Origin of the sequence: uncultured Cyclobacterium sp. (assembly GCF_963977555.1) — a bacterium.
GTDB lineage: Bacteria > Bacteroidota > Bacteroidia > Cytophagales > Cyclobacteriaceae > Cyclobacterium.
This window is the reverse complement of sequence record NZ_CAXBPD010000003.1, coordinates 1-25,179: the sequence shown is the minus strand read 5'-3', so window position 1 is coordinate 25,179 and position 25,179 is coordinate 1. Positions and strand designations below refer to the sequence as shown.

Sequence of the window (25,179 nt, the reverse complement as noted above, 5' to 3'; positions counted from 1 at the left end):
TTAATCGTGGACAATACAGTTGAGTTAGAAATCTTAGGGCTATCTTCCAATAGCACACAGTCTGGTTCTTTTACCCTCGTTTTGGGTGAATCCGAAGGCAAGCGCAAGTTGCCTATAGTTATTGGTATGTTTGAGGCCCAAGCGATCGCTATTGAAATAGAGAAAATTATACCTAACAGGCCAATGACACATGACCTGTTTAAATCTTTTTCTTCTAATTTTGAATTTTCAATAGATCATATCCTGATATCAGATATGAGAGAAGGAGTGTTTTATGCCAAAATAATTTGTCAAAATTCTTTTAAAAAGGTAGAGATTGATGCAAGGCCATCAGATGCTATTGCTATCGCAGTAAGATTTGATGCGCCGATCTATTGTGCCAACTCGGTCATGTCAGAAGCAGCCATAGAATTTTCAGAGGAGGATGAGAAAAGAGAACAGGAAGCCTCTGGCATTTCTAAATCGGGTAAAGGTAAATCTTCTGAGCGTGGTAAATCACAAGAGGCATCACTCAAGGACTTTAGCTTAGACAAACTCAACCAAATGCTAGACAAGGCGATCGGAAATGAAGATTATGAAAAAGCTGCCAGATTAAGGGATGAAATAAACCGAAGAAATTAAAAAGGATATTTGATTTTTCATGGTCGTCTGAAATATTTTGATTTGTGCCTTAAAAATTAATTAGTAGTCTTACTAGGAGGTAATAGCTCTTTTAATAAGTACGGGTAGCTAAAACGAAAAATTCACTATTTATAATGAATAGTAGTAACATTCAAAATTATTCCTTTTAAAAAATCCAGGATATAAAAAACACATGCTTAGATGGACTACTTAAGGGGATTTTTTGGAATCTTAGTATTGGTAATTTTTGCCACTATTTTTTCTTCAAATAGGAAACAGATTGATTGGAGATTGGTAGGAATAGGTATTTTATTGCAAGCCATTTTTGGTGTTCTGATCACTAAAGTTAGTTTTGTTGCAGGTGTTTTTTCACAGATTAGCGCTGGATTTGTTAAGTTTCTGAGCTTTTCTGAGCAAGGAGCACAATTTATATTTGGAGATCTTGCAACCAACTCATTTGGTTTTATTTTCGCCTTTCAGGTGTTGCCGACAATTATCTTTTTTTCTACTGTTTCAGCAGGTTTATACTATTTGGGAGTTCTTCAAAAAGTTGTTTTTGGTATTGCTTGGATAATGTCTAGGACCATGAGGCTATCAGGTCCTGAAAGCTTGTCTGCTGCTGGTAATATTTTCTTGGGGCAGACCGAAGCACCGCTATTGGTAAAGCCGTTTATTCCTACAATGTCTAGGTCAGAACTAATGTGTCTGATGACAGGTGGAATGGCTACTATAGCTGGAGGGGTTTTAGCAGGATATGTAGCTTTTTTAGGAGGAGATGACCCTGTTGAAAAGACCCGATTTGCCACCTACCTTTTGGGGGCAAGCATAATGAATGCCCCTGCAGCAATAGTAATTTCGAAAATTATTATTCCGGAAGAAAAAGACCGAAAAATAGATGCTCATTTGGACATAAGTGGGGAAGTGCCAGATGTAAATCTAATAGATGCCATGTCACGAGGTGCATCTGAGGGACTAAGACTTGCCTTAAATGTAGGTGCTATGCTTTTGGCTTTTATTGCAGTAATCGCAGCTATAAATTATTTGTTGTCTGGTATTATCGGTGAATTTCTCGGCTTAAATGCCCTGGTAACAAGTAGTACCAACGACACTTTTTCAGGCTTTTCTTTAGAGTACCTGCTAGGCCAAGTCTTCAGGCTTTTTGCCTGGGTAATAGGAGTGGAATGGAAGGATACGCTTGCCGTAGGTTCTTTATTAGGCCAAAAAACTGTTATCAATGAGTTTGTAGCTTATTTGGGATTGGCAGACATGAAAGAAGCTGGTTCACTTTCACCAAAATCAATCGTAATTGCGACTTATGCGCTTTGCGGCTTTTCTAACTTTAGCTCAATCGCTATTCAAGTAGGAGGGATAGGAAGCATAGCGCCCGGGCAACAGGGAAATTTATCAAGACTAGGGATGCGTGCATTATTAGCAGCTACTATAGCCTGTTTAATGACAGCCACCATTGCCGGGGCACTATTTTAATTTTCTGAGTAAATCAAAAGTGGAATTAGTGAAAATTAATCGTTGATTACAACTTTGACGATTTTATCCCCTTGTTTGATCTGATCGACAAGATCTAATCCTTCAGTCACTTTACCAAAACAGGTGTGATTTCTATCTAGGTGTTGAGTGTTTTCTCTGTTGTGACAGATAAAAAACTGCGAGCCTCCGGTGTTTCTACCTGCATGTGCCATTGAAAGAACACCTTTGTCATGATACTGAAGTTCACCGTCTAACTCACAATCAATAGTGTATCCCGGGCCACCAGTTCCATTGCCTTTAGGACATCCACCCTGAATCATAAAGTTTGGTATTACACGGTGGAATCCAAGTCCATCGTAAAACCCTTTGTTAGCTAAATCAATAAAATTAGCTACTGCCTTAGGTGCATCCTGATCGTAAAATTCAACTTTCATAATGCCCTTATCTGTATGAATTTCTCCTGTTTTCATAAAGCTATAGTTTGTTTTTTTGCAATAATACAGAAATTATGGTAGTATCATGCAATATTTGGGCCCATAAGCCTTAAAAGGAATATAATTTTATTACCTATTTAAATGATTTGCTTTTGAAAAAAGAAGACCAATTTTTAGGCAAGCACAATGCTCCTAAAGGAAATTTGGAAATTACGGGTCCACAATTGTTTGGACATCCTAAAGGGTTAATGACTCTTTTTTTTACTGAAATGTGGGAAAGGTTTAGTTATTATGGAATGCGGGCATTGCTTATTCTATTTATGACAGCCCCTATAGCCACCGGCGGCCTTGGGTTTGACGATCAGACTTCGGGTGCCATTTATGGCTTATACTCCATGTTTGTATATCTTTTGGCACTTCCTGGAGGGTGGATTGCAGATCGAATTATAGGGCTTAAAAAGTCTGTTTGGTATGGCGGGATCATCATTACCCTAGGGCACTTTACCATGGCCTTGCCGGGATTATTGGCATTGATTTCAGGCAATCATGAACCTAAGGGCGAACTCTCAGGTGTGGATCTTTATTCCTTTTTCCTAGGGCTAATTTTAATCGTGTTAGGCACAGGGCTATTAAAGCCCAACATAAGTTCTATTGTGGGTCAATTGTACCCTGAAAATAGCTCGAAAAGAGATGCTGGTTTCTCCATTTTCTATATGGGTATCAATGTAGGTGCCTTCTTAGCCCCCATTGCCTGCAGTACGTTGGCCATCTATGATTGGCATTTGGGATTCGGTCTGGCCGGCTTTGGGATGCTAATGGGCTTAATTCAATATAAGTTGACAGGGAAATACTTGGAGGGAGTAGGAGATCCCGTTTTGCCTGCTAATGAAATGGAAAGGCAGCAACATGGGAAATTAATTAAAGGGTTATGGATAGCAATAGCATTAATCGGAGTAATTATTTCCCTCTTCTTTTTAGAGGTTTTTTCCATAGATCCAGTTGGAATTGCCGCTATTTCTAATACACTTATTGGAATTGTAGCTTTGTTATTCTTTTTGTATGTTTTGTTTTTAGGCGGATTAACGCCTGACGAAAAGAAAAAAGTTGTTGTGGTGATGATCTTGTTTGTTTTTTCATCCATTTTTTGGTCTGGATTTGAACAAGCAGGGTCCTCCCTAAATTTATTCGCAGATAGATTCACCGATAGAGAGGTTTTTGGATGGGAGATACCTGCAGGGTACTTTCAATCCATCAATAGTATATTTATTATTCTCCTGGCACCTTTTTTCGGGGCCATGTGGGTTGCCCTGGCAAAAAGAAACCTGGAACCAAGTTCACCACTTAAGTTTGCTTTTGGGTTAGTGTTGTTGGGTATGGGGTTTTTGGTCATGTATTTTGCGGCAAAGATCGCTGCTTCGGGTGATTTGGCAGCCCCATCTTGGTTGGTAATCACGTACCTCTTCCATACTTTCGGGGAGCTTAGCCTTAGTCCTGTTGGTTTAAGTTTAACAACCAAGCTGGCACCTAAGAAATTTGTTGGGCAAATGATGGGTATGTGGTTTTTGTCCATAGCCATGGGAAGTCTTATTGCAGGAAGGGTTGCTGGAGGCGTAAGTGGAGGCACTGCTGAAGCTTTGGCCCAAATGCCTAATCAGTACTTACTAATTGTTTATATAGTGGTAGGAGCAGGCGCTGTGTTGATGGTCTTGGCCAAGCCTATACGCAAGCTAATGGGTAATGTGCATTGATCTTTTTAAACTCCTGTCAGAGATTAGTATGCCTAATTTTCATTAAAAAATAAAAAGTATCATTTGGTTTGGGGTGAAGTCCAAGATTGAGCCAAAGAATTCGTGAAAAATTGAGGGATAATGTGAAAAATAAAAAAATGCTGGCAATTAATTGCCAGCATTTTTTTAGTCTTTTTTGCTATCTTTCTTAAAAACAGAGCTCCTAAAGTCAACAGCAGTAATTCCTGCTCCTAAACCTACCAAAATTGCAACGATCAACCAGAAAGTTTGAGCTCCAGATGCTATAGGGGCACTAAATATATCTAATAACATGATGTGATGGTTTTAAATGTCAAATTTGCTTGCAATTTAACATTCAAAATGGGGATTACAAAGTATAATTTTAAAAAGCCCCATTATCTAAAGCTCATTTTAAATGATGGGCCAATGACCAGCCTAATAATTAAATGGGCAGAGGGTAGGCTTAAACCAGATTAGTAGGGTATTTTCAACAAAGTTCGTCCTAGGGAATAGGTTTTTTGCTTCCAATTTATTAGCGCCTTTAAAAGCCAAAGCCTACGCTATTCCAAAACTTTCTTTTTCTGATAGCGGTTGTTTTGTTCAAACTATTAATCACAATTACAGTACGCTCATCCCATTCAGGTTCCTTCGTTCTAAAGTTGCATCATGGCCAAATCATCCGTATAAACGACTGAATTCTAATGAGTAGGTAGAGGCTAAGGCTGGAGTTTGTCACGAAAAGTTAATACTCTCAATCTAAATTCTCAATCCAAAAAAATATTGGAGAAGCTAAATGAACGATTTAATCAAAATCATCATCTTCATCAAAAAGGTCATCCATGAATTCATCTTCCTCCAGTTCATTTAGATTTAATTCGAAATCATTCTCCTCATCATCATCCAAAAACACATCATCTTCCATGTCGTATTTTTCATCATTGAATTCGTCTTCGAATTCATCTTCAAAATCCTCATTCATAATTATAAAGTTGAAATAAAACAGTAATAATTGATGCTAAATAATGAAAAAATCAGCAATTCTCAACACACTTAAAAAAATAAATTTTTACATTATTATACCGTTAAATTTCAAGGATGAAATCCTTTAAGTCAGGGTGGGAAATGAAGTATTTGGGGCAATTTTGGTAACTATTATACCTTAGGGTTGAATAACCTTGCTTAATTAAAGTAGCAATCAGAAGCTTGTAATGTAATTGAGGTCGTAATATGAAAGAGGCAGATTGACTAGCTTGGCTGATTACCTTGGGAGATTTGACTGCTGAATATCAACTTGATATATTGTTTTATCAATGGTTTAGTTAAATAATTTTTAACCTTTTTATATTGACCAGCTTTAGTAATATCCATTTCATCAATGGAACTACTCAAAATGTAGATTTCGGGATCCTTCTTAACGGGCTTAAATGTCTCCAAGAAATCCCACCCATTCATTTCTGGCATGTTAATATCTAGAAACAAATAATCAGGCCGGATTTTATATATGTCTTTTAATGCAGCAGCAGCGCTTCTGAAAGAAAATACCTTGAACGGCTCCAAAAGATTCCTTGAAATCAGTTTTTCTGTTACAAATATACTGATAGGGTCATCATCAATTAAGACTATCTTTATCATTTAATTACAAAAAACAGATGGTAAAACGCATTTATTATATTATAAAATTAGTAAAAATAATCTCATTAATAGAATAAATGTTGTTTTTTTTACATATTTCTTTTTAATTAATTATTTTTTTTAGGCTAATATTGTATTACTTTATTATGGAAATGGTCGCAGGATTGTATTGAAGCATTAAAAAACTACCTTTGTCAACTCTTCTAAAAGTCAGAAGAATTGATCTTAATTTTAAGAAAAATGGGAAATAATAATCCGATAGCATTATTAAAAATATAGCATCAAATTATTTATAGTCAGTTGCTTATGTTGTTTTTGTAGCAAATCTTAGTTTGTTTATCTATCCGTTCTAACTTGAGGCTTCAAAATGGACTAAGTTTCGAGTTAGATGGTCTAAGAATACTTTGGAGTTACTATAATTGAAAGGCAAGATATAGGCTTTAAAAAACGACTATTTAATTTCTTTAAAGAGGTAAGGTTTAGGAACTGGATATTGACTTTAAAATTAGAAACAATTAAGAATTGAAATGGCCCATTTAAAGTTTGAACGCAGAATTAATAGATTATAAAATGAACAAGCCTGATTTTGATGACATTTTTATGGAATTGGCGGTAAACTTGGCCCAACGTTCCCATTGTATAAAGAAACATGTGGGTGCAGTACTTACCAAAGACACCCGAATTATTTCTATAGGCTATAATGGCCCACCTCCTGGTACACACAATTGTGATGAAGAATTCCCTGTGGAGGGTTGTAGACGAGATAGCAAAGGGAGTTGTTCTTTAGCATTACACGCAGAACAAAATGCCATTTTATATGCAGTAAAAAATAAAGCTTCTGTAGAAGGATCTACTTTGTTTGTTACTTTAGCACCATGCTTGCCTTGTGCCAGAATTATTTATTCCATGGGAATAACCAAAGTAATTTTTCTCAATTCTTATGCGGAATACAAGGGAATTGGTGTGGATGAAGGGCTTGAGTTTTTGGAAAAATTTGGTGTGATAATATCCAAATACCCCAAGACGATAAAGAGTGGAGACGATTTAATCTAGAGTTGAATTAGATTTTTTGAATTAATGGCATTCACTTCTCTTTCTAATAAAATACCGAATTTCGCTTTTACCTCGGTCTGAATTTGGCGGCTCAATGCTAGAATTTCTTCTCCTTTTCCATTTCCATAATTCACCAAAACCAAGGGTTGTTTTTGATCCACCCCTACCTCTCCAATTCTTTTTCCTTTCCACCCGGCATTTTCGATTAACCACGCGGCCGGAACTTTAACATGAGTTGCATTTGGATAGCCTGGAAGGGTTGGGAATTTTTGCTTTAATTCATTAAATACATGAGCAGGAATTACTGGGTTTTTGAAAAAACTTCCTGCATTGCCAATTACTTTGGGATCGGGAAGCTTAGATTGGCGGATGCTGATTATCGCTTTGCTTATGTTTTTTGCAGTAGCTGTGGCCTGGTCCATTTGATCCAAGACAGTCTGGATGTCTCCATAGCTTATATTGGGTGAATGGACTTTTGAAAGATTGAAATAAACCTTGCAAATGATGTATTTTCCTTTCAGGGAAGTTTTAAACACACTCTCTCTGTAACCAAATTTCACCTCGGAGGCATGGAAAGTTTTTGTAAGGCCTGTACTGATTTCAATGGCTTCAAGGCTATGAAAAACAGCTTTTATTTCAACCCCATAGGCGCCAATATTTTGCATGGGTGCTGCCCCAACTGTGCCAGGTATCAAAGAAAGGTTTTCAATTCCACTGAGGCCTTTTTCAAGACTGTGAAGTACAAATTCATGCCAAATGACCCCTGAACCAACTTCTAGCAATACAGTTTTGTCACATGACTTTATCTCTTTAATGCCAGTGAGATTTATTTTTAACACCATCGCATTCAGCTCTTCAGTGAAAAGCACATTGCTTCCGCCCCCTAAGATGAGGATGGGTACCTTTTTTATTCTGGCAAAGTTAAGGGCTTCGAGAATGTCCTCCTTGCTTATTGCCTCTGCAAAGAAACTTGCCTTTACATCAATTCCAAACGTATTGTAGGCCTTTAAAGAAATATTTTCCTGTATCTTCATTGTCTAATTCAAATCACGAATTAAAAGATTATTTAATCAAATTGGAAAGTTTTTAAGAAATAAGCGCTTTATAATTAATAAGCATAAAAGATAATCGTGGCTAACCAAAAGGCTCTTGCTGCTGAAAATCCAAGCGATATTTCACTTAAAAGATTTAATTATGAAAGAAATGGTAATCAACGGGATCAGGGTTAGGCCTGGGCAATCCTTGAATATAGAAATTGCTATAGCCCGACTTCCTACACATACACTTATTGATTTACCTGTATTTATAAGGAGTTCCAATATTCCTGGCCCCACTGTACTTATTAGTGGAGGGGTTCATGGGGATGAGATTAACGGTATTGTTACGGTTAAAAGGATGTTGGAAGAAAATATTTTCGAACCCATAAAGGGGACCCTAATATTTATTCCCTTGGTAAATGTGTATGGCTTTTTGAGTAATTCCCGCACATTTCCAGATGGTAGAGACTTAAATAGAAGTTTTCCAGGGAATAACAAAGGTTCATTAGCATCCCAAATTGCTCAAATTCTTACCAGGGAAATTATTCCTCAAATAGATTATGGTATAGATTTTCATACTGGGGGTAGGATGTTGTCTAACCATCCTCAGATCCGCGTTGATTTCAAAGATAAAAAAGGCTTGAAACTCGCCGAAGTATTCGGCGCAAACTTCACTGTGAACTCGGGCCATATCGACAAATCCTTTCGTAAGGAGGCTTTCAAAAACAACAAGCATATTTTGGTTTTTGAAGGAGGAGAGTCCATGCGGTTGGATGACCACGTGATTCAGGAGGGGATTGCTGGAACCGGCAGGTTGTTGAAACACCTTGAGATGATTGAAGGGGATTATCCTAAGACCAAAACACATAAAATTGAAGAAAGTAGCTGGGTTCGTGCAAAGGTTTCAGGCATTTTTAATTCGTCCGTCTCTTTGGGAGAGGAAGTGAAAAAAGGGCAGATGCTTGCTAAAATCTCCGATCCATATGGTCAGGTGAAAGTGCCTGTAAAAGCATCAGCTTCAGGATACATAATAGGTATTAATAACTTGCCTGTAGTGAATGCAGGAGACGCACTTGTTCACATAGGAAAATCACAAATGGAAGAAAGTTTACCGAATTAGTAGGAGGAGGGTGAATCTTATCAATGCTCTAATACCCATTAGGCCGCCCTTTATTATGGATAAAAGAGGGCTAGCCTGATGGGAATTGGTAGGGCTAAGGTTGTTTGATCATGATTACTCCTTCGCTCAATTTAATAGTGGTTTTAGTGTCACATCCTTCAGCATTAGAGTAAGTGAGCAGATGAGTTACAGGGGATTCTCCAGTTCGCTGGATCGTCCAGCTTTCTTCACCAGAAACAGGTCTGAATTTCAATAAAGATAAACATTGAGTGTTTATGATTTTAGGTTTTGAAATCACCGCTTCCAATTGGTTTCCGCCCCAGTTTCTTCCTGTCATTGTTCCGGTGCTACTTATTTCAGTAAGTATTTGCGATTGGATTTTGGCCTGATGTTCTAAATCCATGACAAGTCTTGTGCTTGATTCATTTTCATCTATTAATAGAAGCGAGTCAGAAAATTCCTCTAAAAGTATACTAGAGCTAATTTTTTGCGCTACATAGAACAACCTATGTCCTTCAAATTTACTGTTATCGTATTGATAATTGTCATAAGAGATTTTTATTGAATCTTCGACGTTGCTGGAACTGCTGCTGTATTGGAGCATTAGTTTTCCCTTACGGTCAGTGGATGCTGCTTCGCATTTTGGGCTATCATAATCCAGGGTCACCGTAAGATTGTCCCCACCGACAGTAACTTTAGGACATCCAGGAAGGCTATCTGTAAAAGCAGCATTGGAAAAGACTGAAGCATTGTAGAATGCCAGGTAAAAATGTTCGTCTAAGGTCTTTGAAACCCAGTAAGCTTCCTCGCCTTCGAAAGATTGGTCAATCTGCAAATCCTTGTTAGTATCAAGGTTGCAGGAGAAAAGACAAATCAAAAAAACCAGTGGGATATATTGCTTCATTTTATGCGTTATTTACATTGTTCCCGTTAAATTAATCAAAGATAAATAAACTTTCTCCCAAACATTTCAATCCTTTGAAATTTATGTACTTTGAAATATATTAGATAACAATAACTGAAAAAAATGAAATATCAAGAAGGTATGCTCGTTGCTGATGCTTTAAAAGGTCATGTCGTTATGATATCTGGAGGTGGTACTGGCTTAGGAGCCGCCATGGGCAGGTACTTTTTAACCCTTGGTGCCAAATTGGTGATATGTAGCAGGAATTATTCGGTTTTGAAAAATGCTGCCAGCGAAATGGAGAAAGAAACTGGAGGAGAGGTTTTTCCTATAGCTTGTGATTTGAGGGACTATGATCAGGTGGAGAAAATGTATGAACAGGCTTTAGCTCACTTTGGTAGAATAGACGCTGTGGTCAACAACGCCGCAGCCAACTTTATCAGCCCTACAGACAGGTTATCGCCAAATGCTTTTCATACAATCCTAGACATTGTATTGAAAGGTACAGCCAACTTGACGCTAATTGCAGGGAAAAATTGGATCAAAGAAAAGACTGCTGGCACGTTTTTAAACATAGTTACTACATATGCTTTCACTGGATCTGCTTATGTAGTGCCAAGCGCTGCTGCCAAAGCAGGTGTATTAGCGATGACTCGGTCTTTAGCGGTAGAGTGGGCTCCTCATGGTATCCGATCCAATGCCATCGCACCGGGGCCTTTCCCAACTGCTGGGGCCTGGGAACGTTTGCTGCCTGGTGAATTGGCAGAAAAATTTGATCCATCCCGAAGAGTCCCTCTTGGAAGGGTCGGGGTGCACCAAGAACTGGCCAATCTGGCAGCATACCTGGTATCTCCTTTTTCTTCCTATATCAATGGGGAAATAATCACCATTGATGGCGGAGAGTGGTTGCAGGGGGCTGGACAGTTTAATGGCTTCAGGGCTATCAAACCAGAGTGGTGGGATGCTATGGAGGAAAAAAGAAAGAAAAAGTAATGCGCTGAATAAAAGGAATGAGGCCAAGTGCGCTTTCTCAAACTTAGAAATTAGATGGATTTGAAATGATTTATTGAAGTGGATCTTCTTTATAAACTGGCGGCTTTTTATAGGGCAATTCCAGACTATTGTCCCATGAAGGAAGTACTTTACTTATGTTTTCCTCATTAATGGAGGTGGTTTCAATGAAGTACCAATTGTCCCTGCTTTCCGTACCCACGGCTATGAGATTGCTCTCGGAGGTAATCGTTCCTCCAGGAACTTTTGTTACTGTAATGAAAGGCACTACAGCATGAACTTCTGTAGCATTGGTGGTGAATTGAATGTCATCTCCAAATTCCAAGGCTGTAAGCTTTTGCCCTTTGTTAATTTTAGTATCCTGAATTTGCTTGAGGATGTTTTTCATGGCGATACGGCCGCCAGCCCTTTCTATTAATTTGGGGTAGGTGAAATCCAAAAGGATTTCGTAATCTCCCTGAATTTGAGCGTAAGCATATATTTGCCCTGCTGTTTTAATTTCTCCTTTAACCTGTGCTTCTGCCGTCAAGGTAAATTGAGAAGCACATACAAAAAGATAGCATAAAAAATTCTTAACCATAACCTATTTTATTTAACAGCTAAAATAGGTTTTAGTACAGAAAATTCAAGTTAAATAGCCGGAAATTTTACTGTTCTATGTCGCTAGCCTCAAAGCTTTCCAATTCACCTTCTCGAATTTGATAGCTAATCTGTATGGGGTTGCAACAAACTTCGCAGTCTTCGATATAATTTTGCTCAGCTATACTAGGATCCAAAAGCATTGAGATCTCTGCCAGGCAATAGGGGCATTGGAAATAATGTTCTAATTCCATAGTGAATCAGTATTGGTTCTATCAGTTATAGCGAAATTGATTTCACAAAGTTGTGTTTTGAGGAATCTATTTAATTTGTTTGATTACAAGAGAGCACTTAAGGCTAAGTGCAAAAGCTTATTCATAGCAATAAGTAAAAAATGGCATTTTTTGATTAAAACGATCTTCTTTTGAAATGGAGTTTATACACAACGCCCTAAATCACTGTGATTCGTTCTGATTTCAAAGTAAAGATTAATGTTGTGGAATATAGAATGATGGTTATTGGTAGGCAAATCCTTTGAAGAAGCAATTAGAGAAGTATTGCACAAAAGTTGGGGTTTGACTTACAGGCCGCTTCCTGAAAGTGATATTGGCGCGTTTTTGCTATCCAAAACTTCCGCTTTTTCACATTTAAGAATGCGGTAAGGGTATTTCTTTAGCAGTTCATAATTATGTGTTGCCATCAGAATGGCTGTACCTCTTTTATTGATTTCCTGAAAAAGTTTGAAAATACCGTCTGAAACATCTGGGTCTAAATTTCCAGTAGGTTCATCTGCCAAAAGAATAGAGGGTTCGTTTAATAGTGCTCTGGCGATAACCACACGCTGTTGTTCACCACCTGAAAGTTGGTGAGGCATTTTAGTAGCTGCACCCCCAAGACCTACACCCATTAAAACCTCTATCATTCGGTTTTTCATTTTGAGTTTGTCCTTCCAGCCAGTGGCCCGCAATACAAAATAGAGGTTTTCGGCTACTGTTCTATCAGGGAAAAGTTGAAAATCCTGAAAAACGATACCCAATTTTCTTCTTAGGAACGGGATGTCTTTTTTATTGATGTCTTGGATAGGGTAGCCAGCAACTGAGGCTTTTCCCATAATCAATGGCAAATCTGCATAAAGTGTCTTCAACAGAGAACTTTTACCACTTCCAGTTCGCCCAATTAAAAATACAAATTCCCCTTTTTCAATGCCGAAGTTTACATTTTTCAAAATGGTATTGATGCCTTGAAAAATACAAGCGTCTTCTACCTTGACCACAGGCTCATTGGAAAAAACCATATCAGAGATCTAATTTTTTAAGTTTACCGAAAGGAAGTTCTTTGATGAGCTTTTCAAGGGCTTCTTCTTTACCGCCTAAGCCAAATTTTTCAATTTTTTTAAGTGGCCTGTCTGCCCTGAAATAAGCCACAAGTACAAAATTCTCATCCCTGATCTGTATATAATCAGGGATTTTTGCCTTTCCCTTCACTTTGATAATGTACATATCCGGTAGTTTTTAAATGAAAACCTTATAGCTGGGCAATAGTTTTCAAAACGGGGCAAGTATTCAAGCTTGCCCCATTGAAATTTATTTGCTAGCCTTGGCATGGTCTGCCAAAAATTGAGCCAATCCTTTGTCTGTAAGTGGGTGGTTCAATACACTTGTAATCACTTTAAGTGGACAAGTTACCACATCAGCACCAAGTTCAGCACATTTTATCAAGTGCATTGTGTGGCGAACAGAGGCCGCAAGGACTTCAGTTTCGTAGCCATAATTTTGATAAATATGTACGATTTGACCGATCAAGTCTAATCCGTCAAAACCTATGTCATCAAGTCTTCCAATAAAAGGGGAAAGGTATGACGCACCCGCTTTGGCCGCTAAAATCGCTTGCCCTGCAGAAAAGACCAAAGTACAATTGGTACGGATTCCTTCGCTTGAGAAATATTTAATGGCTTTGATTCCATCTTTGATCATTGGAACTTTTACAACGATTTTGTCGTCAAGCTTGGCCAGTTCCATACCTTCTTTAATGATTCCTTCAAAATCTGTAGCAATTACTTCTGCACTTACATTGGCATCTACTATGTTGCAGATCGCCTTATAATGGTTGATGACATTTTCGTCACCACTGATTCCCTCTTTAGCCATTAAAGAAGGATTAGTAGTAACCCCATCTAATACGCCCAGATCATAGGCCTCTTTTATTTCGTTGAGATTCGCAGTATCAATAAAGAATTTCATGCTTGTTTTTAGGTTTGTTGATTTGTACCGGTAAATTTAAGCCAAAATTAACAAAAAGTAGGGGCTTGTGTACGAAAAGGACAAAAAAATAAGCGGCATCGCACCGCTACGACCGCCTACCCTTGCTTCCTTCCGGACCTGGGGGATTGAGCGGGAGCTGGTCGTGCCGCTTGGAACAAAGGTAACTAATTTCGGTTCACGTACAAAATATTTTTTTCACTCTGCTCTAACCCCTTTATAATCAAAGAAAAAAATATCTGGCAATATTATTGATACCACTTTCTTAGAAATTAAGTTAAATTTTCGGTGCTTTGTAAGCATAATAGTTTTTAGATATGAAAAAGATATTAAGTATTTTAAGTTTGGTATTTATAATGAGTTCATGTGCACTCATCCAACCACGGATTCCATATCAGCTGGGTATGTCTGAAAGTAAGTTTCTTAGGCAGAATAAAGACGCAGTCATTAGTCAAATAAGTGCTGACAAAAAAGTGTATAGGGTCAATAATGGGGATCGATTTTACCTATTGGTGACTTTTGAAAACGATACCCTAACAAATCTTGAGGAAATGGAATTGACTCCTCAATGGCCCGCTCAGAGATATATGGATGAAAATAATCCAAATTACAACAACTCTAACGGAAATGGCAATAGGTATCCACAGCAAAACAACCCAAACTGATAGCGCATAGCTACAATGATCACAATCGCCAGAATCTAATGTACTTAAACATTTAATTATTCTGGAAGGAGTCCAAGGGCCACCTTAATTTTTAAGGATGGCCCTTATTTTTGATTATAAGGGTAGGTGTCTTTAGGTATTAAATAAAAAAATATATTAAGTTTATTGGGATGCTTAAAATTATGATTTAATATTTTCTTATATTTAATTCTTATTTAGCATATCAATTTAGAATAATAGGAAGAATAACAGGCGGAATTTTTAAACAAATTGGGGTGACGGAAATGTTAAAACAATTTCATCTTGAAGCATTTGCAGGGTCTGAGTGTAAGTTATTTGTCCTAATGAAAAGAACAGCAGAGGTTCTTGGGAATATGAAACTAGTATAATTAAATCTAATATTTAAAACCAATGATGAAAACACTTATTAAAACAAGCGCCTTAATGTTGGCCGCAGTCCTTGTTATGTCATGCGCTTCTGATGGCACTGATTTGTTCAATGGTAAAGACCTTACTGGCTGGACGGTATATGGTACTGAAAAATGGTATGTTGAAGATGGTATTTTGGTATCTGAAAGCGGTCCTGACGGTGAATATGGTTATTTAGGCACAGAGAAAAACTACAAAAACTTTGAATTGACTGCTAAATTCAAGCAAGACGAAGACGGAAATAGTGGGATTTTCTTTCGTTCAAACTTTGAAGGTACCAAAGTTTCTGGTTGGCAGGTAGAAGTAGCACCTCCAGGCAATGATACAGGAGGGGTATATGAATCTTACGGAAGAGGATGGTTGATCAAGCCAGACCCAGAGAAAGACAAAAACCTTAAATTCGGTGAGTGGAATGACATTAAAATCGTTGTGGTTGATGATCATGTGACTACTTGGTTGAATGGTGTAGAAATGATTGATTATTCCGATCCTAAAATTGGTGAAGGCGAAGGTCAGTTGGCACTTCAGATACATAGTGGTGGTGGCCTTAAGATTTCGTGGAAAGATATTAAAGTTAAAGAATTATAAGCAGGCTGTTTAAAACAACTTGCATAAAAATTCGTACAATAAAACTGGATAAAAAGCCCCTTCAATGGGGCTTTTTTGTGTTCGGTTACTATTGTTTGACAAAAGGAACCAACCTTTGAGGCATTTTTAGTAATTTGCGCCCTAGAAAATAATAATATATGTCCAAATTTGATCCGATAAGACCTTTTTATGATAATGAAGTCAATCAGGCACTGAATGAATATGCCCAGCATCCTATGATGAAGGCCATAATGAATTTCACTTTTCCTGAAAGATCAGAGGCCGAATGGGAGAAAGTGTTTTCAGCTATTCATTCAATCAGAGACTTTCAAACAAAAATTATATATGATGCCGTACTTAGAGTTTTAGAATTAAGCTCTGATGGTCTGTCTACTTCTGGGTTTGAAAACTTGAAGCCAAATACTTCCTATTTATTTATTTCCAATCACAGGGATATTATTCTAGATACCTCTTTGCTGAATGCCACTTTGTTCGAAAATAACTTGGTGATGACTACTTCAGCTATAGGGGATAACTTGGTGAAAAAGCCATTTTTAAAAGCACTCTCTAGGCTGACACGTAATTTTGTCGTTTTTAGAGGGCTGAGTCCAAAGGCAATGTTTGAAAATTCCAAGCTGAATTCGGAGTATATAAGGAAAGCTATACTGACAGAAAATAGATCCGTTTGGATCGCTCAAAGAGAAGGCAGGACCAAGGATGGTATGGACCTTACCCAAAAGGGAATGTTAAAAATGCTGGCGTTGGCCAGTGAAGATACACCTTTGAAAGAATATTTTCAGCAATTAAAAATTGTTCCTGTTTCTATTTCTTACGAAAATGATCCCACGGATGTCCTCAAAATGCCTGAGTTATTGGCCAAGGCCAGGGAGGAAATTTATGTGAAGCAGAAAAATGAAGACTTTAAAACTTTAGTCAGTGGAATTATAGGGCAAAAAAAACGTATTCACATTTCGGTTGGAAAAGTGTTAGACGAAGAAATTGGAGAGATTCTTGGTGCTGATGGTTCCATAAACAAGCAATTGCAATTACTTGCTGAGGAATTGGATCGAGTAATTGTCCAGAATTATCAGTTATGGCCTACCAATTATATTGCCTTGGACCTAATGCATGATACCAATAAATATACTGCTCACTATTCCGTTGAGGAAAAAGAAGCCTTCAAGGAAAGAATGATTAAAGGTATAGACATGGACAATGAAGTGGCAGTACATAATTTTTTGGCAATGTATGCCAATCCAGTAACGCACAAACAAAACATTACAGAGACGGCCTCCTAAAGGCCTATTCATAATATTTCGACAATAACCTGTGTAAGCTTGCTTGAATAAGCTGCCATAGGTTATTGTCGTTTTTTAATAAAATATTGAGTACTGTTTAGTAAGTCTGATAGTGATCGATAACAATATTTTCAAGGATTCCTTCCTTAAAATTAAGTTTGACTACGTCCATTTTATTTGTCTCTATAGTATGGCCAAAGTACCATTGAGGTGATTTTTCCATTTGGGTGTCATATATTTTTGAAAGGTCTTTGGTAAGTAAATTAATGGCTTCAAACTTATTTTTATACTTTTCATTTTCGCTGATGGTTTTTAGCTTATCATACAAAACCCCAACGGCATCTCCTTTATTAATAGCAGATTGTGACAAATCTTTAGGCCATTTATCTAATTCCTCACCGCTACCTAAAAAAATGCTTGCAATGCGATCCTCTTTTATCCCTATTTGTACACCTGAAGAAGTTCCTGCTTTTTCATCCATAAAAATATAATGGTACAGTGGTAATTTGTTTTCTAGCGCTGCTACCCCTTCATAAATATTTGAAACGATATTTATGTATTCAAGCCCTATGTCACCCTTTAATAGATTGACTGCTTCATAGGTGGATTCAGAAGAGGAGCCTACAGAAAAAGTTTTGTAACCCCCAGAACTAATAGTATCTGTAGCTATTAAAGAACTATAGGGCGGTTCAGTAATGATTTCTGGCTCTAATTCATTGTCATTTAAACAGCCAAATAAGAGCAATGGAGATAGGAGTAGCGTCCAAAGGCGAGTCACATACTTTGCTTTTTTGATTGGAGACCTACTGGTTAAAAAGGAATTAAGTCTGTTTCTTGTCATGGTAAAGAAGAAGTTGGAGTAAATGATAGTTTCAAGATCAGTACGATATAAAAAGTGTATTTGTCCTGATAAAATTGATTTACACTTTAAAATAAATTTTTAAATCACTCCAGCGACTTTTTTTATTAGACAATGTCCCCCATTACCCATGTCAATGTAAAGGAAATTGAGGTAGGCTCATTGGATTAGCACCTTATCATGGTTTATTCGCTAATGCTTCTGCAAGAGAAGCCAGGCTAGGCAAAATAAAGTCTGGATGAGCGGTTTTTAGTTGCACTTCTTTTTGAGCTCCGGTCAATACGCCTATTGTCAATCCACAATTGGCATTTTTACCTTCTTCAATGTCAATGGTAGAATCTCCAGCTTTCAGCACCTCTTTTGGATCTGTAATGCCGCATAACTCCATGGCTTTGTGAATCATGTCCGGTTGTGGTCTGCCATTGGTGACGTCATCAGCAGTGACCAATCCATCAATGTCTTTGCCTGTTTCCCAACCTAATTTTAACAGTAGGGAAGAAGCTGTTTTTCTATCATAACCTGTATTAAGTACCACAAAAATACCTCGAGCCCTTAAACCCTCCATCATTTCTTTTACCCCCTCAAAGGACTTCACCTCAAGTTGTTCATAAGTGAGCTTGAGGGTAGGTTTAAAATTGGCGAATGCTTCAGAGGCTATGTTGACAATATCAGTAGAAGAGGTGCAGGCTTTCAAAACATCTGTAATGGCCTGATGCTTCTCCTTACCTGCTCCATGTGCCAATACCTCCTCCAAAGAAACGTTAAAACCTTTGTCATTGATTACTTTTTGAACGGTTTTGTAAACTACATTGTCTTCATCTACCGTAGTTCCAGCCATATCAAGTACCACTAGCTTAATGTTTTTCATTTTTATAAATTAAATAGTTTTTCAATGTTTTCTTTAGCATATGCAGGGCTTCCCGTCATTCCTTTTCCACCAATTCCGGTGACAATATGAATATTTTCATCGATTGTTTTTTTATACAATTCCCCATTTTTACATTGGGCATAGGTGCCGTACCAGCGATAGGCAATTTTATAGGTTGGAAGGTTAATGATCTCTTTGGCTTTTTGAAGCATAAATTGATCAATATCCATGTCTAGATCAAATCCCAATTCCTCACTATTTCTCGCGTCCGCATATTGATGAGAGTCTCCTATAATGACCGAACCGTCCATTGCTTGTTTGAAAAGAATATGGACACCCCATTTTTTCTCAAGCGTATCATTGGCCTCTTTCCTTTTTATAGGTCCATAGGAAGGACATTCCTGAAAAGCCTCATATCTTCGGATGGATCCTCCGGTCAATATAGAGCCAGGCAAATGATAGGACTTCGGCTGTGGTTTGGTTTGCATCATCTGCAATTTAGAAATTTCCATTCCACTTTTATTAAAAACTGAAGGATATAGGGTCTTAAATTCACTTCCATTACATAGGATGACTTTGTCAGACTTGAGGTTTTTCCCACAAGCAGAAGTTGTTGTTATAACAGATCCATTGTTTTCGCAAGCGATGACGGTTGTAGATGGATAATAAGTCAAGCTTAATTCATTTACCATATAATCCAATAGCCGATAAATCATGACGCGAGGTTCTACAGTGAGCTCCTCAGGAAAAAATAAACCACCTTCAATATAATCGGCCCTTAATCCTGAATACTTTTTTAAGCAGTTTTGTTTAGAAACCAAGTCAGCAGTATAGCCTCTGGACACGTTGATTGAATGTAATTCTTCTATCAGCTGCATTTCTTCAGCGTCAGAGGCCAGATAAACGGTTCCCTGCTTTCTTACCGTCAGGTCAATTTTACCCATAATATCATTATAAATCGCCAAACTTTCTCGTCCATAAGATTGCCACCTGGCATTCATTCCGGAGGGTATAACTTGACCAAAATTGCGAATAGTAGCGCCTTGGGGCCTGTTGCCTTTTTCCACCAAGGCTACTTTTAGTCCGCTATTTAGGGCATGATAGGCATGAAAAGCCCCTAAAACACCGCCTCCAATTATTGTTAGGTCAAACATGATTGGTTGTTAAATTTTAAGATTATCTAAAGTCTTTATGTTATTATGGATGAATACCTACCCTGTAATAATTCCCTTTATTTGCCATAGCAAAAGCCTCATCCAATGCTTCCAGATTGAAGGTGAGTCCTACAAGTTTTCCAAAGGGATACTTTTCATGAACTTTTTCCAAAAACTTTATTGCATTGGCCAAATCCTCAGGCTTGTAATTATGCAGCCCTTTTATGGAGAGTAGGTTCCTCACCATGTATTCGGCATTGATGGATAGGTCTCTTTGTGGAAATACAGCACCTACCATTACCAATGTGCCACCAATGGTAAGTTGTTTCAAACAATCCTCAATGGCATTTGGGTTTCCGGAAGTCTCGATTATAAGGTCAATTCCACCATCATTTTGGCTAATGTTTTTTAGGTCAGCATCGCCAAAAATAAATGCTTTCTCAGCACCGAATTTTAAAGCCTGTTCGGCTTTGGCTTTATCTATATCTCGGGCCCATACTTTTGAAGCGCCAAATTCTTTGGCCATAGCACAGGAAGAAAGACCAAGCATTCCTACCCCATTAACCAATACGTTTTTATCTTGGATGTTCCCCGCAAGTCTTAAAGCCCCTGCTATGGTAGCATGGGTACAGTTCAATGGAGCGGCTTCTGCTTGGTTTAGTTTTTCAGGTAATTTGAAAATGGTCGTGTTCTTCCTAAGGTGGCAGTGGCTTGCAAAACCTCCATTAAGCTGGTAAGCATCGTTCATTTGCTCGTGGCCATACTTATACAATCCTTCCGACTTTTGTGGATAGCCCTTTTTTGCATTCTCTGCATCAGGGTCATGTGCATATATGGTCCAAGTAATTCTATCGCCTATGCGGAGATTTTCACCATAATAATCCTTCATTTCAGTTGATGCCATTGCTTCAATGGTACCGACAATTTCATGGCCTAAAACACTAAGGCTACAAGAATGCCTTCGGCCATAGAAGGTGTGTAAGTCACTTGTACAAATGGTAGAAAAATTGTTTTTCACCAGAATTTCACCTTGGGCCAAGGTTGGGAAAGCAATAGTGGATGTAGAAAAAGGTGCCTCTGGCTCCATAAAAACCTTGGCTATAGCTTCTTTTGTCATTTTTTAAGGGTTTTATCTGATCTCTATGAAATAGATGACCAAAAGAATGGCATCTGTTTGCTGGATATTGATAGGGAGGTGAGGAATTCTACCATCGAATAAAAGAGAATCCCTTTGTTCCAGATCAAATGTATTTTCCCCCAATTCATATTTGATTTGTCCATTCAATACATAGAGGTATTCGTATCCATCCGTAGTTACAGGCTCCCTTTGTGCCTGACTTTGAATGGTCAACAAGGAAATTTCCATAGAGGACCTTTCTAGCTTGTGATTGAGTATCAATTGATAATCAAAACCAATGGCTTCCTCTTCTTTCTTTATGGAGGTATATTCGTTTTTCCTTTTTAAAAGATATCCAGGAAATTCTTTTTCACTTTGTAGGCCTGCAAAAAATTCATTTAAATCTACATTTAAGGTATTGAGTACTTGGATCAATGAGGGGAAGGTTGGGAATACCCTTCCGTTTTCTATTTTTGAAAGCATAGCGATGCTTATTCCGGATTTATCTGCTAAATCGCCTAATTTTAAATGTTTTGATTTTCTGATCTCCTTTATTTTGGAACCAATCCAAGTGTTGAGGTAGGCTGAATTATCCATTGATGGCAAGCTTTTTTTTTGGTGGCTTTAAACCTATATAGGTAAATGTAAGTAAGACGAAATTCAAAAAATTTTCTTTATAAGAAAAATTAATTTCTCTTAACGAAAAATTATTTTTTTATTAACATAAGAATTTCGCTTCGAATTCCTTTTAAAACCTACTTTTACAAGTGACTTGATAATTTCGTAAGCCCCTCAAACTGATTAAAATCACTCCTTTTTTATGTCCATATTCAATAGGGTTTCAATTACCAAAACTGATGTGTTACTGGTTTGTACAGCATTTATGGCTTATACAGGAATGTATGCGGTTAGAAAATCTTTTTTAGCAGGTCAATATGAAGATATGGAGCTGTTAAATGGTTTTCACTTTAAAACCTTATTGATAATAAGTCAGGTATTGGGTTACATGCTTTCGAAATTCATTGGAATAAAACTTGTACCGGAAATCCCGGTTTACAAGCGTTTTGGAGCTATAGTAGGTTTGGTAGGTTTTGGGCTATTAATGCTTTTGGCTTTTGCTTATGTACCCCTACCATTCAAACCTTTGGCCATGTTTTTGAACGGTTTGCCTTTAGGGATGATTTTTGGCCTTGTACTCGTTTATTTGGAAGGCAGAAAAAATTCTGAACTGTTGGTGGCAGGATTGAGTGCTACCTTTATTTTTTCGACGGGCCTGATAAAATCAACAGGTATATGGCTGATGCAGAATTTTTATGTAGGTGAATTGATGATGCCTTTTGTTACAGGATTAATTTTCTTTCCAATACTGGTGCTGGCTGCTTATGGCTTGAGTAAAAGCAATGGGCCCACAGTTATTGACAAAGAACTGCGTACAGAACGCCTTCCAATGGACAAGAAAGCTAGAATTGATTTTATGAAAAAACATGGGCTAGTATTTCTAGGTCTTGTACTGATCTATGTGGTGCTGACAGTGGTTAGAGATTTCAGAGATAATTTTATTGTGGAATTTTGGGCCGAGTTTAACCTGTCGGGAAAGCCGGAATTGATAACCCTTACAGAGGTTCCTATCGCTTTATTGGTTTTGGTTATTTGTTCTTTAGGTATTCTGATTCTGGACAATAAAAAAGCTTTCCTTTTAGGTATTTTCGCCACCATTGTCAGTGCGGTACTTATGATTCTTACCACTTTTCTATTTACCCAAGGGTCTATTGATCCAGTTTTTTGGATGATAAGTTCGGGTTTCAGTGTTTACCTGCCCTATATACTTTTTCATTGTCTTTTGTTTGAAAGGTTAATGGCCTTTTTGAAATACAAAGGGACGGTGGGATTTTTATTTTATGTGGCAGATGCGCTAGGCTATTTGGCCAGTGTGGGGATTCTGATCTATAAAGAATTTTTATATACTTCCTCTTCTTGGGTTGAATTTTTCACTTGGCTAAACCTTGGGAGCGGCGCTTTAATTGTTCTGCTGGTTTTTATTCTACTTTGGAATTTAAAAGAAACCTACCCTAAACCTAAACTTAAAAAATGGGCTTCGTTACAAAAGGTAAAATTCTTTTCTTGGTAAAACTCATAATTAAAAACTCAAGAAGCTGTTTAGATTCCCATTATAGCATGGATGTATATTTTTTATAAAAGTTAAAAAGAAACAATGCCACATTCCATATTATCATTTATTTCTGTTGTCTGGACCAAGTATAGCAAAGCGTAACTTGGACCAAACAATAGCGAAAGTTTTCAATTTTCAATCTAAGAATTATAAAATGAGATTATCCGCTTATTACCCATTTTGGTTTCAACAAAATATTTATATATCCTTAGTAAATCCTTGGAAATTCCTTTTTGGCTATCAATAGTTGCGACAACACCTAAATACCACTGGAAAAAAGCAGCCGCTTACGCAGAATTGAATCGCATCAATTTTTGTCACTAAATATGCCTGAAGGAACCTTACCAATCCAGGATTCTGGGGTGTCAGCAATTCCAAACAACCTGGCCACTACAGCGGAAGTGTTGGCATTTGAATTGGGAGATTCTAATTCAATCCCACTTTGAATTTCAGGACCTTTGATCATCCATGGGACAATCATTTCGTCAACTGATGTGCCACCATGACTTTTGCCAATACCACCGTGATCAGTGAAGAGCAAGAAATTGCTGTCTTCATACAAACCTTCGGCTTTAAGTTTTTTTACAAACTCACCCATTTTCACATCAATTTCCTCAATGGCAGTAATAAATTCCGGCGACATCCATTCGTGTCCATGCCCCGCATGGTCTACATGTACCGAATAAAGGAATGTTAAAGTCGGTACATTTTGATTCCTGATAAGAAAGTCTAGAGCGGCTTGGTAATTTTGATCGTAGCGATCGTCTTCTTCAAACCTATGTTCATCAAGGTATTTCTTATTGAAAGGTTTGATGAGACTTTTCCAGTTAAAATAAAAAGCGGTTTTAACGTTGGGCACATGGTCCTTTACGATTTTAAAGATAGAAGGATAATAGCCTTCTTCATCCATCTCTTGAGGAGGAATCGTGTGTTCTTCCTTTTCCCATCCATTGCCAAATACACCATGTTGCTCAGGTCCACCACTGGTGAGGTGACTGGTCCAGTTGGGCATGGTAACAGAGGGCATTACTGTTCTGGTACTGGTAGAAATCACCCCATCCGCAAATAACGCATCGATATTTGGCGTCTTTGCTTTTTGATACCCTTCCAAGCTAAATCCATCAATGCCCAGCATGATCACCCGTTTGGCCACAGGCGCTTTTTCCTTACAACTGAATGAAAACAACAGCGAAAATAAAAGGAGGAGCAGGGTTGACTTGGTTGTTCTCATGGGGCTTGGCTTTTTTGCGAAGATTCGTATTTTGAAAGGGTATTTCCCGATTGATAAATATATAAAAATCGGTTGAGTGGAAGGTTGTCTGCCCTTTGATAAAATGTTGTCTTTTTGTTAAATGGTTAATTATTATTGTATAAACAGGATTGAATACATTAAAAAGAAGTGTCCATTTGCTGATTTCGATATGATTTTGTCAGCATTGTTGCAGAAAAAAAGCAACAATACCGCCAAAATCAAGGACTAGCACGTCTAAAGTCCACGGGTTTCACCCGTGGTTATTGTTGTTGAAGCCCTCTAGGCTTCTGCATTTCCGTTCACTTATACCGTAAATTTCTTATTTGCTCGAATGCCATTCTTCTGCTAATTCGGCTTGTTGGAATGACTAAAATGGCCTCTAACTTATGCCTTAATGTTTAAATTTGTAATACAACCTTCAAAATCTAAATAGATTGGGATGATTTCAAAACATTAGTTGATTGCGATATGATTTTGTCAGCATTGTTGCAGAGAAAAGAGCAACAATACCGCCAAAATCAAGTAGAAGCATTCTTATAGCCCACGGGTTTCACCCATGTTTATTATTGTTGAAGACCTCTAGGCTTTTTCAGACAGTTAGAATTATACGTTTGCATTGACCGATTGCAAGCCTAGAAAATGGGGGAATATACAGCCATACTTAGTCTTTGAGACTAAATCCTGACTTTTCCAGTTCACTTTAGTGTCAGGCCCAGCCTGAACACTAAAGTGATTAAACAATTGGATTCTCGGTTAAAAATTCCAGTGACTTCGACAAGCTCAGGTACTGGCGCTTTAAAAAGCTTAAACGCCGGTAGTAGATTCTTGAAGTATAAACCTTAAAAAACAATTAACAATTAACAATTAACAATTAACAATTAACAATTAACAATTAAC

General features: G+C 37.7%; 27 protein-coding genes and 1 other RNA gene. 10 read left to right on the top strand and 18 right to left on the bottom strand.

Annotation, left to right across the window (positions count from 1 at the left end):
- Positions 1-6 precede the first annotated feature (6 nt).
- Together AAC073_RS04210 and AAC073_RS04205 are read left to right on the top strand one after the other, a co-directional pair.
- Entirely contained in the window at positions 7-621 is a 615-nt protein-coding gene (locus AAC073_RS04210; RefSeq protein WP_339922595.1) for a bifunctional nuclease family protein, read from the top strand.
- 201 nt (positions 622-822) lie between these two features.
- Positions 823-2,106, top strand: coding sequence for a nucleoside transporter C-terminal domain-containing protein (locus AAC073_RS04205; RefSeq protein ID WP_339922594.1), 1,284 nt, complete (start codon positions 823-825; stop codon positions 2,104-2,106).
- A 35-nt stretch (positions 2,107-2,141) separates the two neighbouring features.
- On the opposite strand, the gene AAC073_RS04200 is transcribed toward AAC073_RS04205, so the two are convergent.
- Positions 2,142-2,576 carry a peptidylprolyl isomerase gene (locus tag AAC073_RS04200; protein ID WP_339922593.1) on the bottom strand — a complete coding sequence of 145 codons (435 nt, stop codon included), beginning with the start codon at positions 2,574-2,576 and terminating at the stop codon, positions 2,142-2,144.
- A 116-nt stretch (positions 2,577-2,692) separates the two neighbouring features.
- Here AAC073_RS04200 and AAC073_RS04195 point away from each other — a divergent pair, with 116 nt between their 5' ends.
- Complete coding sequence (locus tag AAC073_RS04195; protein WP_339922592.1) at positions 2,693-4,288, top strand: peptide MFS transporter; 1,596 nt, start codon at positions 2,693-2,695, stop codon at positions 4,286-4,288.
- 165 nt (positions 4,289-4,453) lie between these two features.
- Here AAC073_RS04195 and AAC073_RS04190 read toward each other — a convergent pair whose 3' ends face one another.
- From AAC073_RS04190 to AAC073_RS04180, 3 genes are all read right to left on the bottom strand, one after another.
- Entirely contained in the window at positions 4,454-4,600 is a 147-nt protein-coding gene (locus tag AAC073_RS04190; protein WP_020893409.1) for a hypothetical protein, read from the bottom strand.
- Positions 4,601-5,090: 490 nt separating this feature from the next.
- The gene (locus AAC073_RS04185) at positions 5,091-5,267 is read right to left on the bottom strand and encodes a hypothetical protein (RefSeq protein WP_339922590.1); all 177 of its coding nucleotides are present in this window, start codon (positions 5,265-5,267) and stop codon (positions 5,091-5,093) included.
- A gap of 266 nt (positions 5,268-5,533) precedes the next feature.
- A complete protein-coding gene (locus AAC073_RS04180) occupies positions 5,534-5,920 on the bottom strand; it encodes a response regulator (RefSeq protein ID WP_339922589.1) in 387 nt (128 codons plus the stop codon).
- A 570-nt stretch (positions 5,921-6,490) separates the two neighbouring features.
- Here AAC073_RS04180 and AAC073_RS04175 point away from each other — a divergent pair.
- On the top strand, positions 6,491-6,973 hold the full coding sequence (locus AAC073_RS04175; RefSeq protein ID WP_339922588.1) for a dCMP deaminase family protein: 483 nt from the start codon (positions 6,491-6,493) through the stop codon (positions 6,971-6,973).
- Here AAC073_RS04175 and murB read toward each other — a convergent pair.
- Positions 6,970-8,007: a UDP-N-acetylmuramate dehydrogenase gene (gene murB / locus AAC073_RS04170; protein WP_339922587.1), complete on the bottom strand. Its 1,038-nt coding sequence runs from the start codon at positions 8,005-8,007 to the stop codon at positions 6,970-6,972. The two genes, AAC073_RS04175 and murB, sit on opposite strands and share 4 nt — an antisense overlap.
- A gap of 160 nt (positions 8,008-8,167) precedes the next feature.
- Here murB and AAC073_RS04165 point away from each other — a divergent pair, with 160 nt between their 5' ends.
- On the top strand, positions 8,168-9,130 hold the full coding sequence (locus AAC073_RS04165) for a succinylglutamate desuccinylase/aspartoacylase family protein (RefSeq protein ID WP_339922586.1): 963 nt from the start codon (positions 8,168-8,170) through the stop codon (positions 9,128-9,130).
- 94 nt (positions 9,131-9,224) lie between these two features.
- Here the strand turns inward: AAC073_RS04165 and AAC073_RS04160 are convergent, their stop codons facing one another.
- Positions 9,225-10,034 (bottom strand): hypothetical protein, encoded by an 810-nt coding sequence (locus AAC073_RS04160; RefSeq protein ID WP_339922585.1) that lies wholly within the window; start codon positions 10,032-10,034, stop codon positions 9,225-9,227.
- 123 nt (positions 10,035-10,157) lie between these two features.
- On the opposite strand from AAC073_RS04160, the gene AAC073_RS04155 reads away from it, so the two are divergent.
- Positions 10,158-11,027, top strand: coding sequence for an SDR family oxidoreductase (locus AAC073_RS04155; RefSeq protein WP_339922584.1), 870 nt, complete (start codon positions 10,158-10,160; stop codon positions 11,025-11,027).
- Positions 11,028-11,097: 70 nt separating this feature from the next.
- Here AAC073_RS04155 and AAC073_RS04150 read toward each other — a convergent pair whose 3' ends face one another.
- From AAC073_RS04150 to ffs, 6 genes are all read right to left on the bottom strand, one after another.
- Positions 11,098-11,625, bottom strand: coding sequence for a hypothetical protein (locus AAC073_RS04150; RefSeq protein ID WP_339922583.1), 528 nt, complete (start codon positions 11,623-11,625; stop codon positions 11,098-11,100).
- Between the two features lie 67 nt (positions 11,626-11,692).
- Positions 11,693-11,878: a CPXCG motif-containing cysteine-rich protein gene (locus tag AAC073_RS04145; RefSeq protein ID WP_339922582.1), complete on the bottom strand. Its 186-nt coding sequence runs from the start codon at positions 11,876-11,878 to the stop codon at positions 11,693-11,695.
- Between the two features lie 326 nt (positions 11,879-12,204).
- A complete protein-coding gene (locus AAC073_RS04140; RefSeq protein ID WP_339922581.1) occupies positions 12,205-12,918 on the bottom strand; it encodes an ATP-binding cassette domain-containing protein in 714 nt (237 codons plus the stop codon).
- Between the two features lies 1 nt (position 12,919).
- Positions 12,920-13,123, bottom strand: coding sequence for a hypothetical protein (locus AAC073_RS04135; RefSeq protein ID WP_020893396.1), 204 nt, complete (start codon positions 13,121-13,123; stop codon positions 12,920-12,922).
- Between the two features lie 84 nt (positions 13,124-13,207).
- Entirely contained in the window at positions 13,208-13,864 is a 657-nt protein-coding gene (fsa, locus tag AAC073_RS04130) for a fructose-6-phosphate aldolase (protein WP_339922580.1), read from the bottom strand.
- An 84-nt stretch (positions 13,865-13,948) separates the two neighbouring features.
- Positions 13,949-14,039: signal recognition particle sRNA small type (gene ffs, locus AAC073_RS04125), an RNA gene on the bottom strand.
- Between the two features lie 160 nt (positions 14,040-14,199).
- On the opposite strand from ffs, the gene AAC073_RS04120 reads away from it, so the two are divergent.
- From AAC073_RS04120 to AAC073_RS04110, 3 genes are all read left to right on the top strand, one after another.
- Positions 14,200-14,547, top strand: a complete 348-nt coding sequence (locus AAC073_RS04120) for a hypothetical protein (RefSeq protein ID WP_339922579.1) — start codon at positions 14,200-14,202, stop codon at positions 14,545-14,547.
- A gap of 414 nt (positions 14,548-14,961) precedes the next feature.
- Complete coding sequence (locus AAC073_RS04115) at positions 14,962-15,564, top strand: DUF1080 domain-containing protein (RefSeq protein ID WP_339922876.1); 603 nt, start codon at positions 14,962-14,964, stop codon at positions 15,562-15,564.
- A gap of 158 nt (positions 15,565-15,722) precedes the next feature.
- Positions 15,723-16,862 carry a 1-acyl-sn-glycerol-3-phosphate acyltransferase gene (locus AAC073_RS04110; RefSeq protein ID WP_339922578.1) on the top strand — a complete coding sequence of 380 codons (1,140 nt, stop codon included), beginning with the start codon at positions 15,723-15,725 and terminating at the stop codon, positions 16,860-16,862.
- Between the two features lie 97 nt (positions 16,863-16,959).
- On the opposite strand, the gene AAC073_RS04105 is transcribed toward AAC073_RS04110, so the two are convergent.
- The 5 genes from AAC073_RS04105 to AAC073_RS04085 all read right to left on the bottom strand — a co-directional run bounded on the left by AAC073_RS04105 (position 16,960) and on the right by AAC073_RS04085 (position 21,457).
- Positions 16,960-17,703 carry a hypothetical protein gene (locus tag AAC073_RS04105; RefSeq protein WP_339922577.1) on the bottom strand — a complete coding sequence of 248 codons (744 nt, stop codon included), beginning with the start codon at positions 17,701-17,703 and terminating at the stop codon, positions 16,960-16,962.
- Between the two features lie 196 nt (positions 17,704-17,899).
- On the bottom strand, positions 17,900-18,589 hold the full coding sequence (locus AAC073_RS04100; RefSeq protein WP_339922576.1) for a phosphonatase-like hydrolase: 690 nt from the start codon (positions 18,587-18,589) through the stop codon (positions 17,900-17,902).
- 2 nt (positions 18,590-18,591) lie between these two features.
- The gene (locus tag AAC073_RS04095) at positions 18,592-19,743 is read right to left on the bottom strand and encodes a TIGR03364 family FAD-dependent oxidoreductase (RefSeq protein WP_339922575.1); all 1,152 of its coding nucleotides are present in this window, start codon (positions 19,741-19,743) and stop codon (positions 18,592-18,594) included.
- 43 nt (positions 19,744-19,786) lie between these two features.
- Complete coding sequence (locus tag AAC073_RS04090) at positions 19,787-20,860, bottom strand: zinc-binding dehydrogenase (protein ID WP_339922574.1); 1,074 nt, start codon at positions 20,858-20,860, stop codon at positions 19,787-19,789.
- A 12-nt stretch (positions 20,861-20,872) separates the two neighbouring features.
- Positions 20,873-21,457: an XRE family transcriptional regulator gene (locus tag AAC073_RS04085; protein ID WP_339922573.1), complete on the bottom strand. Its 585-nt coding sequence runs from the start codon at positions 21,455-21,457 to the stop codon at positions 20,873-20,875.
- Positions 21,458-21,680: 223 nt separating this feature from the next.
- On the opposite strand from AAC073_RS04085, the gene AAC073_RS04080 reads away from it, so the two are divergent.
- On the top strand, positions 21,681-22,988 hold the full coding sequence (locus AAC073_RS04080) for a DUF5690 family protein (RefSeq protein WP_339922572.1): 1,308 nt from the start codon (positions 21,681-21,683) through the stop codon (positions 22,986-22,988).
- Between the two features lie 349 nt (positions 22,989-23,337).
- Here the strand turns inward: AAC073_RS04080 and AAC073_RS04075 are convergent, their stop codons facing one another.
- Positions 23,338-24,261 carry an alkaline phosphatase family protein gene (locus tag AAC073_RS04075; protein WP_339922571.1) on the bottom strand — a complete coding sequence of 308 codons (924 nt, stop codon included), beginning with the start codon at positions 24,259-24,261 and terminating at the stop codon, positions 23,338-23,340.
- Positions 24,262-25,179 lie beyond the last annotated feature (918 nt).

Coding starts and splice junctions, on each gene's coding strand:
- AAC073_RS04205 (WP_339922594.1), top strand. CDS start 823: ATGGACTACTTAAGGGGATTTTTTGGAATCTTAGTATTGGTAATTTTT.
- AAC073_RS04200 (WP_339922593.1), bottom strand. CDS start 2,576: ATGAAAACAGGAGAAATTCATACAGATAAGGGCATTATGAAAGTTGAA.
- AAC073_RS04190 (WP_020893409.1), bottom strand. CDS start 4,600: ATGTTATTAGATATATTTAGTGCCCCTATAGCATCTGGAGCTCAAACT.
- AAC073_RS04185 (WP_339922590.1), bottom strand. CDS start 5,267: ATGAATGAGGATTTTGAAGATGAATTCGAAGACGAATTCAATGATGAA.
- AAC073_RS04180 (WP_339922589.1), bottom strand. CDS start 5,920: ATGATAAAGATAGTCTTAATTGATGATGACCCTATCAGTATATTTGTA.
- AAC073_RS04175 (WP_339922588.1), top strand. CDS start 6,491: ATGAACAAGCCTGATTTTGATGACATTTTTATGGAATTGGCGGTAAAC.
- murB (WP_339922587.1), bottom strand. CDS start 8,007: ATGAAGATACAGGAAAATATTTCTTTAAAGGCCTACAATACGTTTGGA.
- AAC073_RS04165 (WP_339922586.1), top strand. CDS start 8,168: ATGAAAGAAATGGTAATCAACGGGATCAGGGTTAGGCCTGGGCAATCC.
- AAC073_RS04160 (WP_339922585.1), bottom strand. CDS start 10,034: ATGAAGCAATATATCCCACTGGTTTTTTTGATTTGTCTTTTCTCCTGC.
- AAC073_RS04155 (WP_339922584.1), top strand. CDS start 10,158: ATGAAATATCAAGAAGGTATGCTCGTTGCTGATGCTTTAAAAGGTCAT.
- AAC073_RS04150 (WP_339922583.1), bottom strand. CDS start 11,625: ATGGTTAAGAATTTTTTATGCTATCTTTTTGTATGTGCTTCTCAATTT.
- AAC073_RS04145 (WP_339922582.1), bottom strand. CDS start 11,878: ATGGAATTAGAACATTATTTCCAATGCCCCTATTGCCTGGCAGAGATC.
- AAC073_RS04140 (WP_339922581.1), bottom strand. CDS start 12,918: ATGGTTTTTTCCAATGAGCCTGTGGTCAAGGTAGAAGACGCTTGTATT.
- AAC073_RS04135 (WP_020893396.1), bottom strand. CDS start 13,123: ATGTACATTATCAAAGTGAAGGGAAAGGCAAAAATCCCTGATTATATA.
- fsa (WP_339922580.1), bottom strand. CDS start 13,864: ATGAAATTCTTTATTGATACTGCGAATCTCAACGAAATAAAAGAGGCC.
- AAC073_RS04120 (WP_339922579.1), top strand. CDS start 14,200: ATGAAAAAGATATTAAGTATTTTAAGTTTGGTATTTATAATGAGTTCA.
- AAC073_RS04115 (WP_339922876.1), top strand. CDS start 14,962: ATGAAAACACTTATTAAAACAAGCGCCTTAATGTTGGCCGCAGTCCTT.
- AAC073_RS04110 (WP_339922578.1), top strand. CDS start 15,723: ATGTCCAAATTTGATCCGATAAGACCTTTTTATGATAATGAAGTCAAT.
- AAC073_RS04105 (WP_339922577.1), bottom strand. CDS start 17,703: ATGACAAGAAACAGACTTAATTCCTTTTTAACCAGTAGGTCTCCAATC.
- AAC073_RS04100 (WP_339922576.1), bottom strand. CDS start 18,589: ATGAAAAACATTAAGCTAGTGGTACTTGATATGGCTGGAACTACGGTA.
- AAC073_RS04095 (WP_339922575.1), bottom strand. CDS start 19,743: ATGTTTGACCTAACAATAATTGGAGGCGGTGTTTTAGGGGCTTTTCAT.
- AAC073_RS04090 (WP_339922574.1), bottom strand. CDS start 20,860: ATGACAAAAGAAGCTATAGCCAAGGTTTTTATGGAGCCAGAGGCACCT.
- AAC073_RS04085 (WP_339922573.1), bottom strand. CDS start 21,457: ATGGATAATTCAGCCTACCTCAACACTTGGATTGGTTCCAAAATAAAG.
- AAC073_RS04080 (WP_339922572.1), top strand. CDS start 21,681: ATGTCCATATTCAATAGGGTTTCAATTACCAAAACTGATGTGTTACTG.
- AAC073_RS04075 (WP_339922571.1), bottom strand. CDS start 24,261: ATGAGAACAACCAAGTCAACCCTGCTCCTCCTTTTATTTTCGCTGTTG.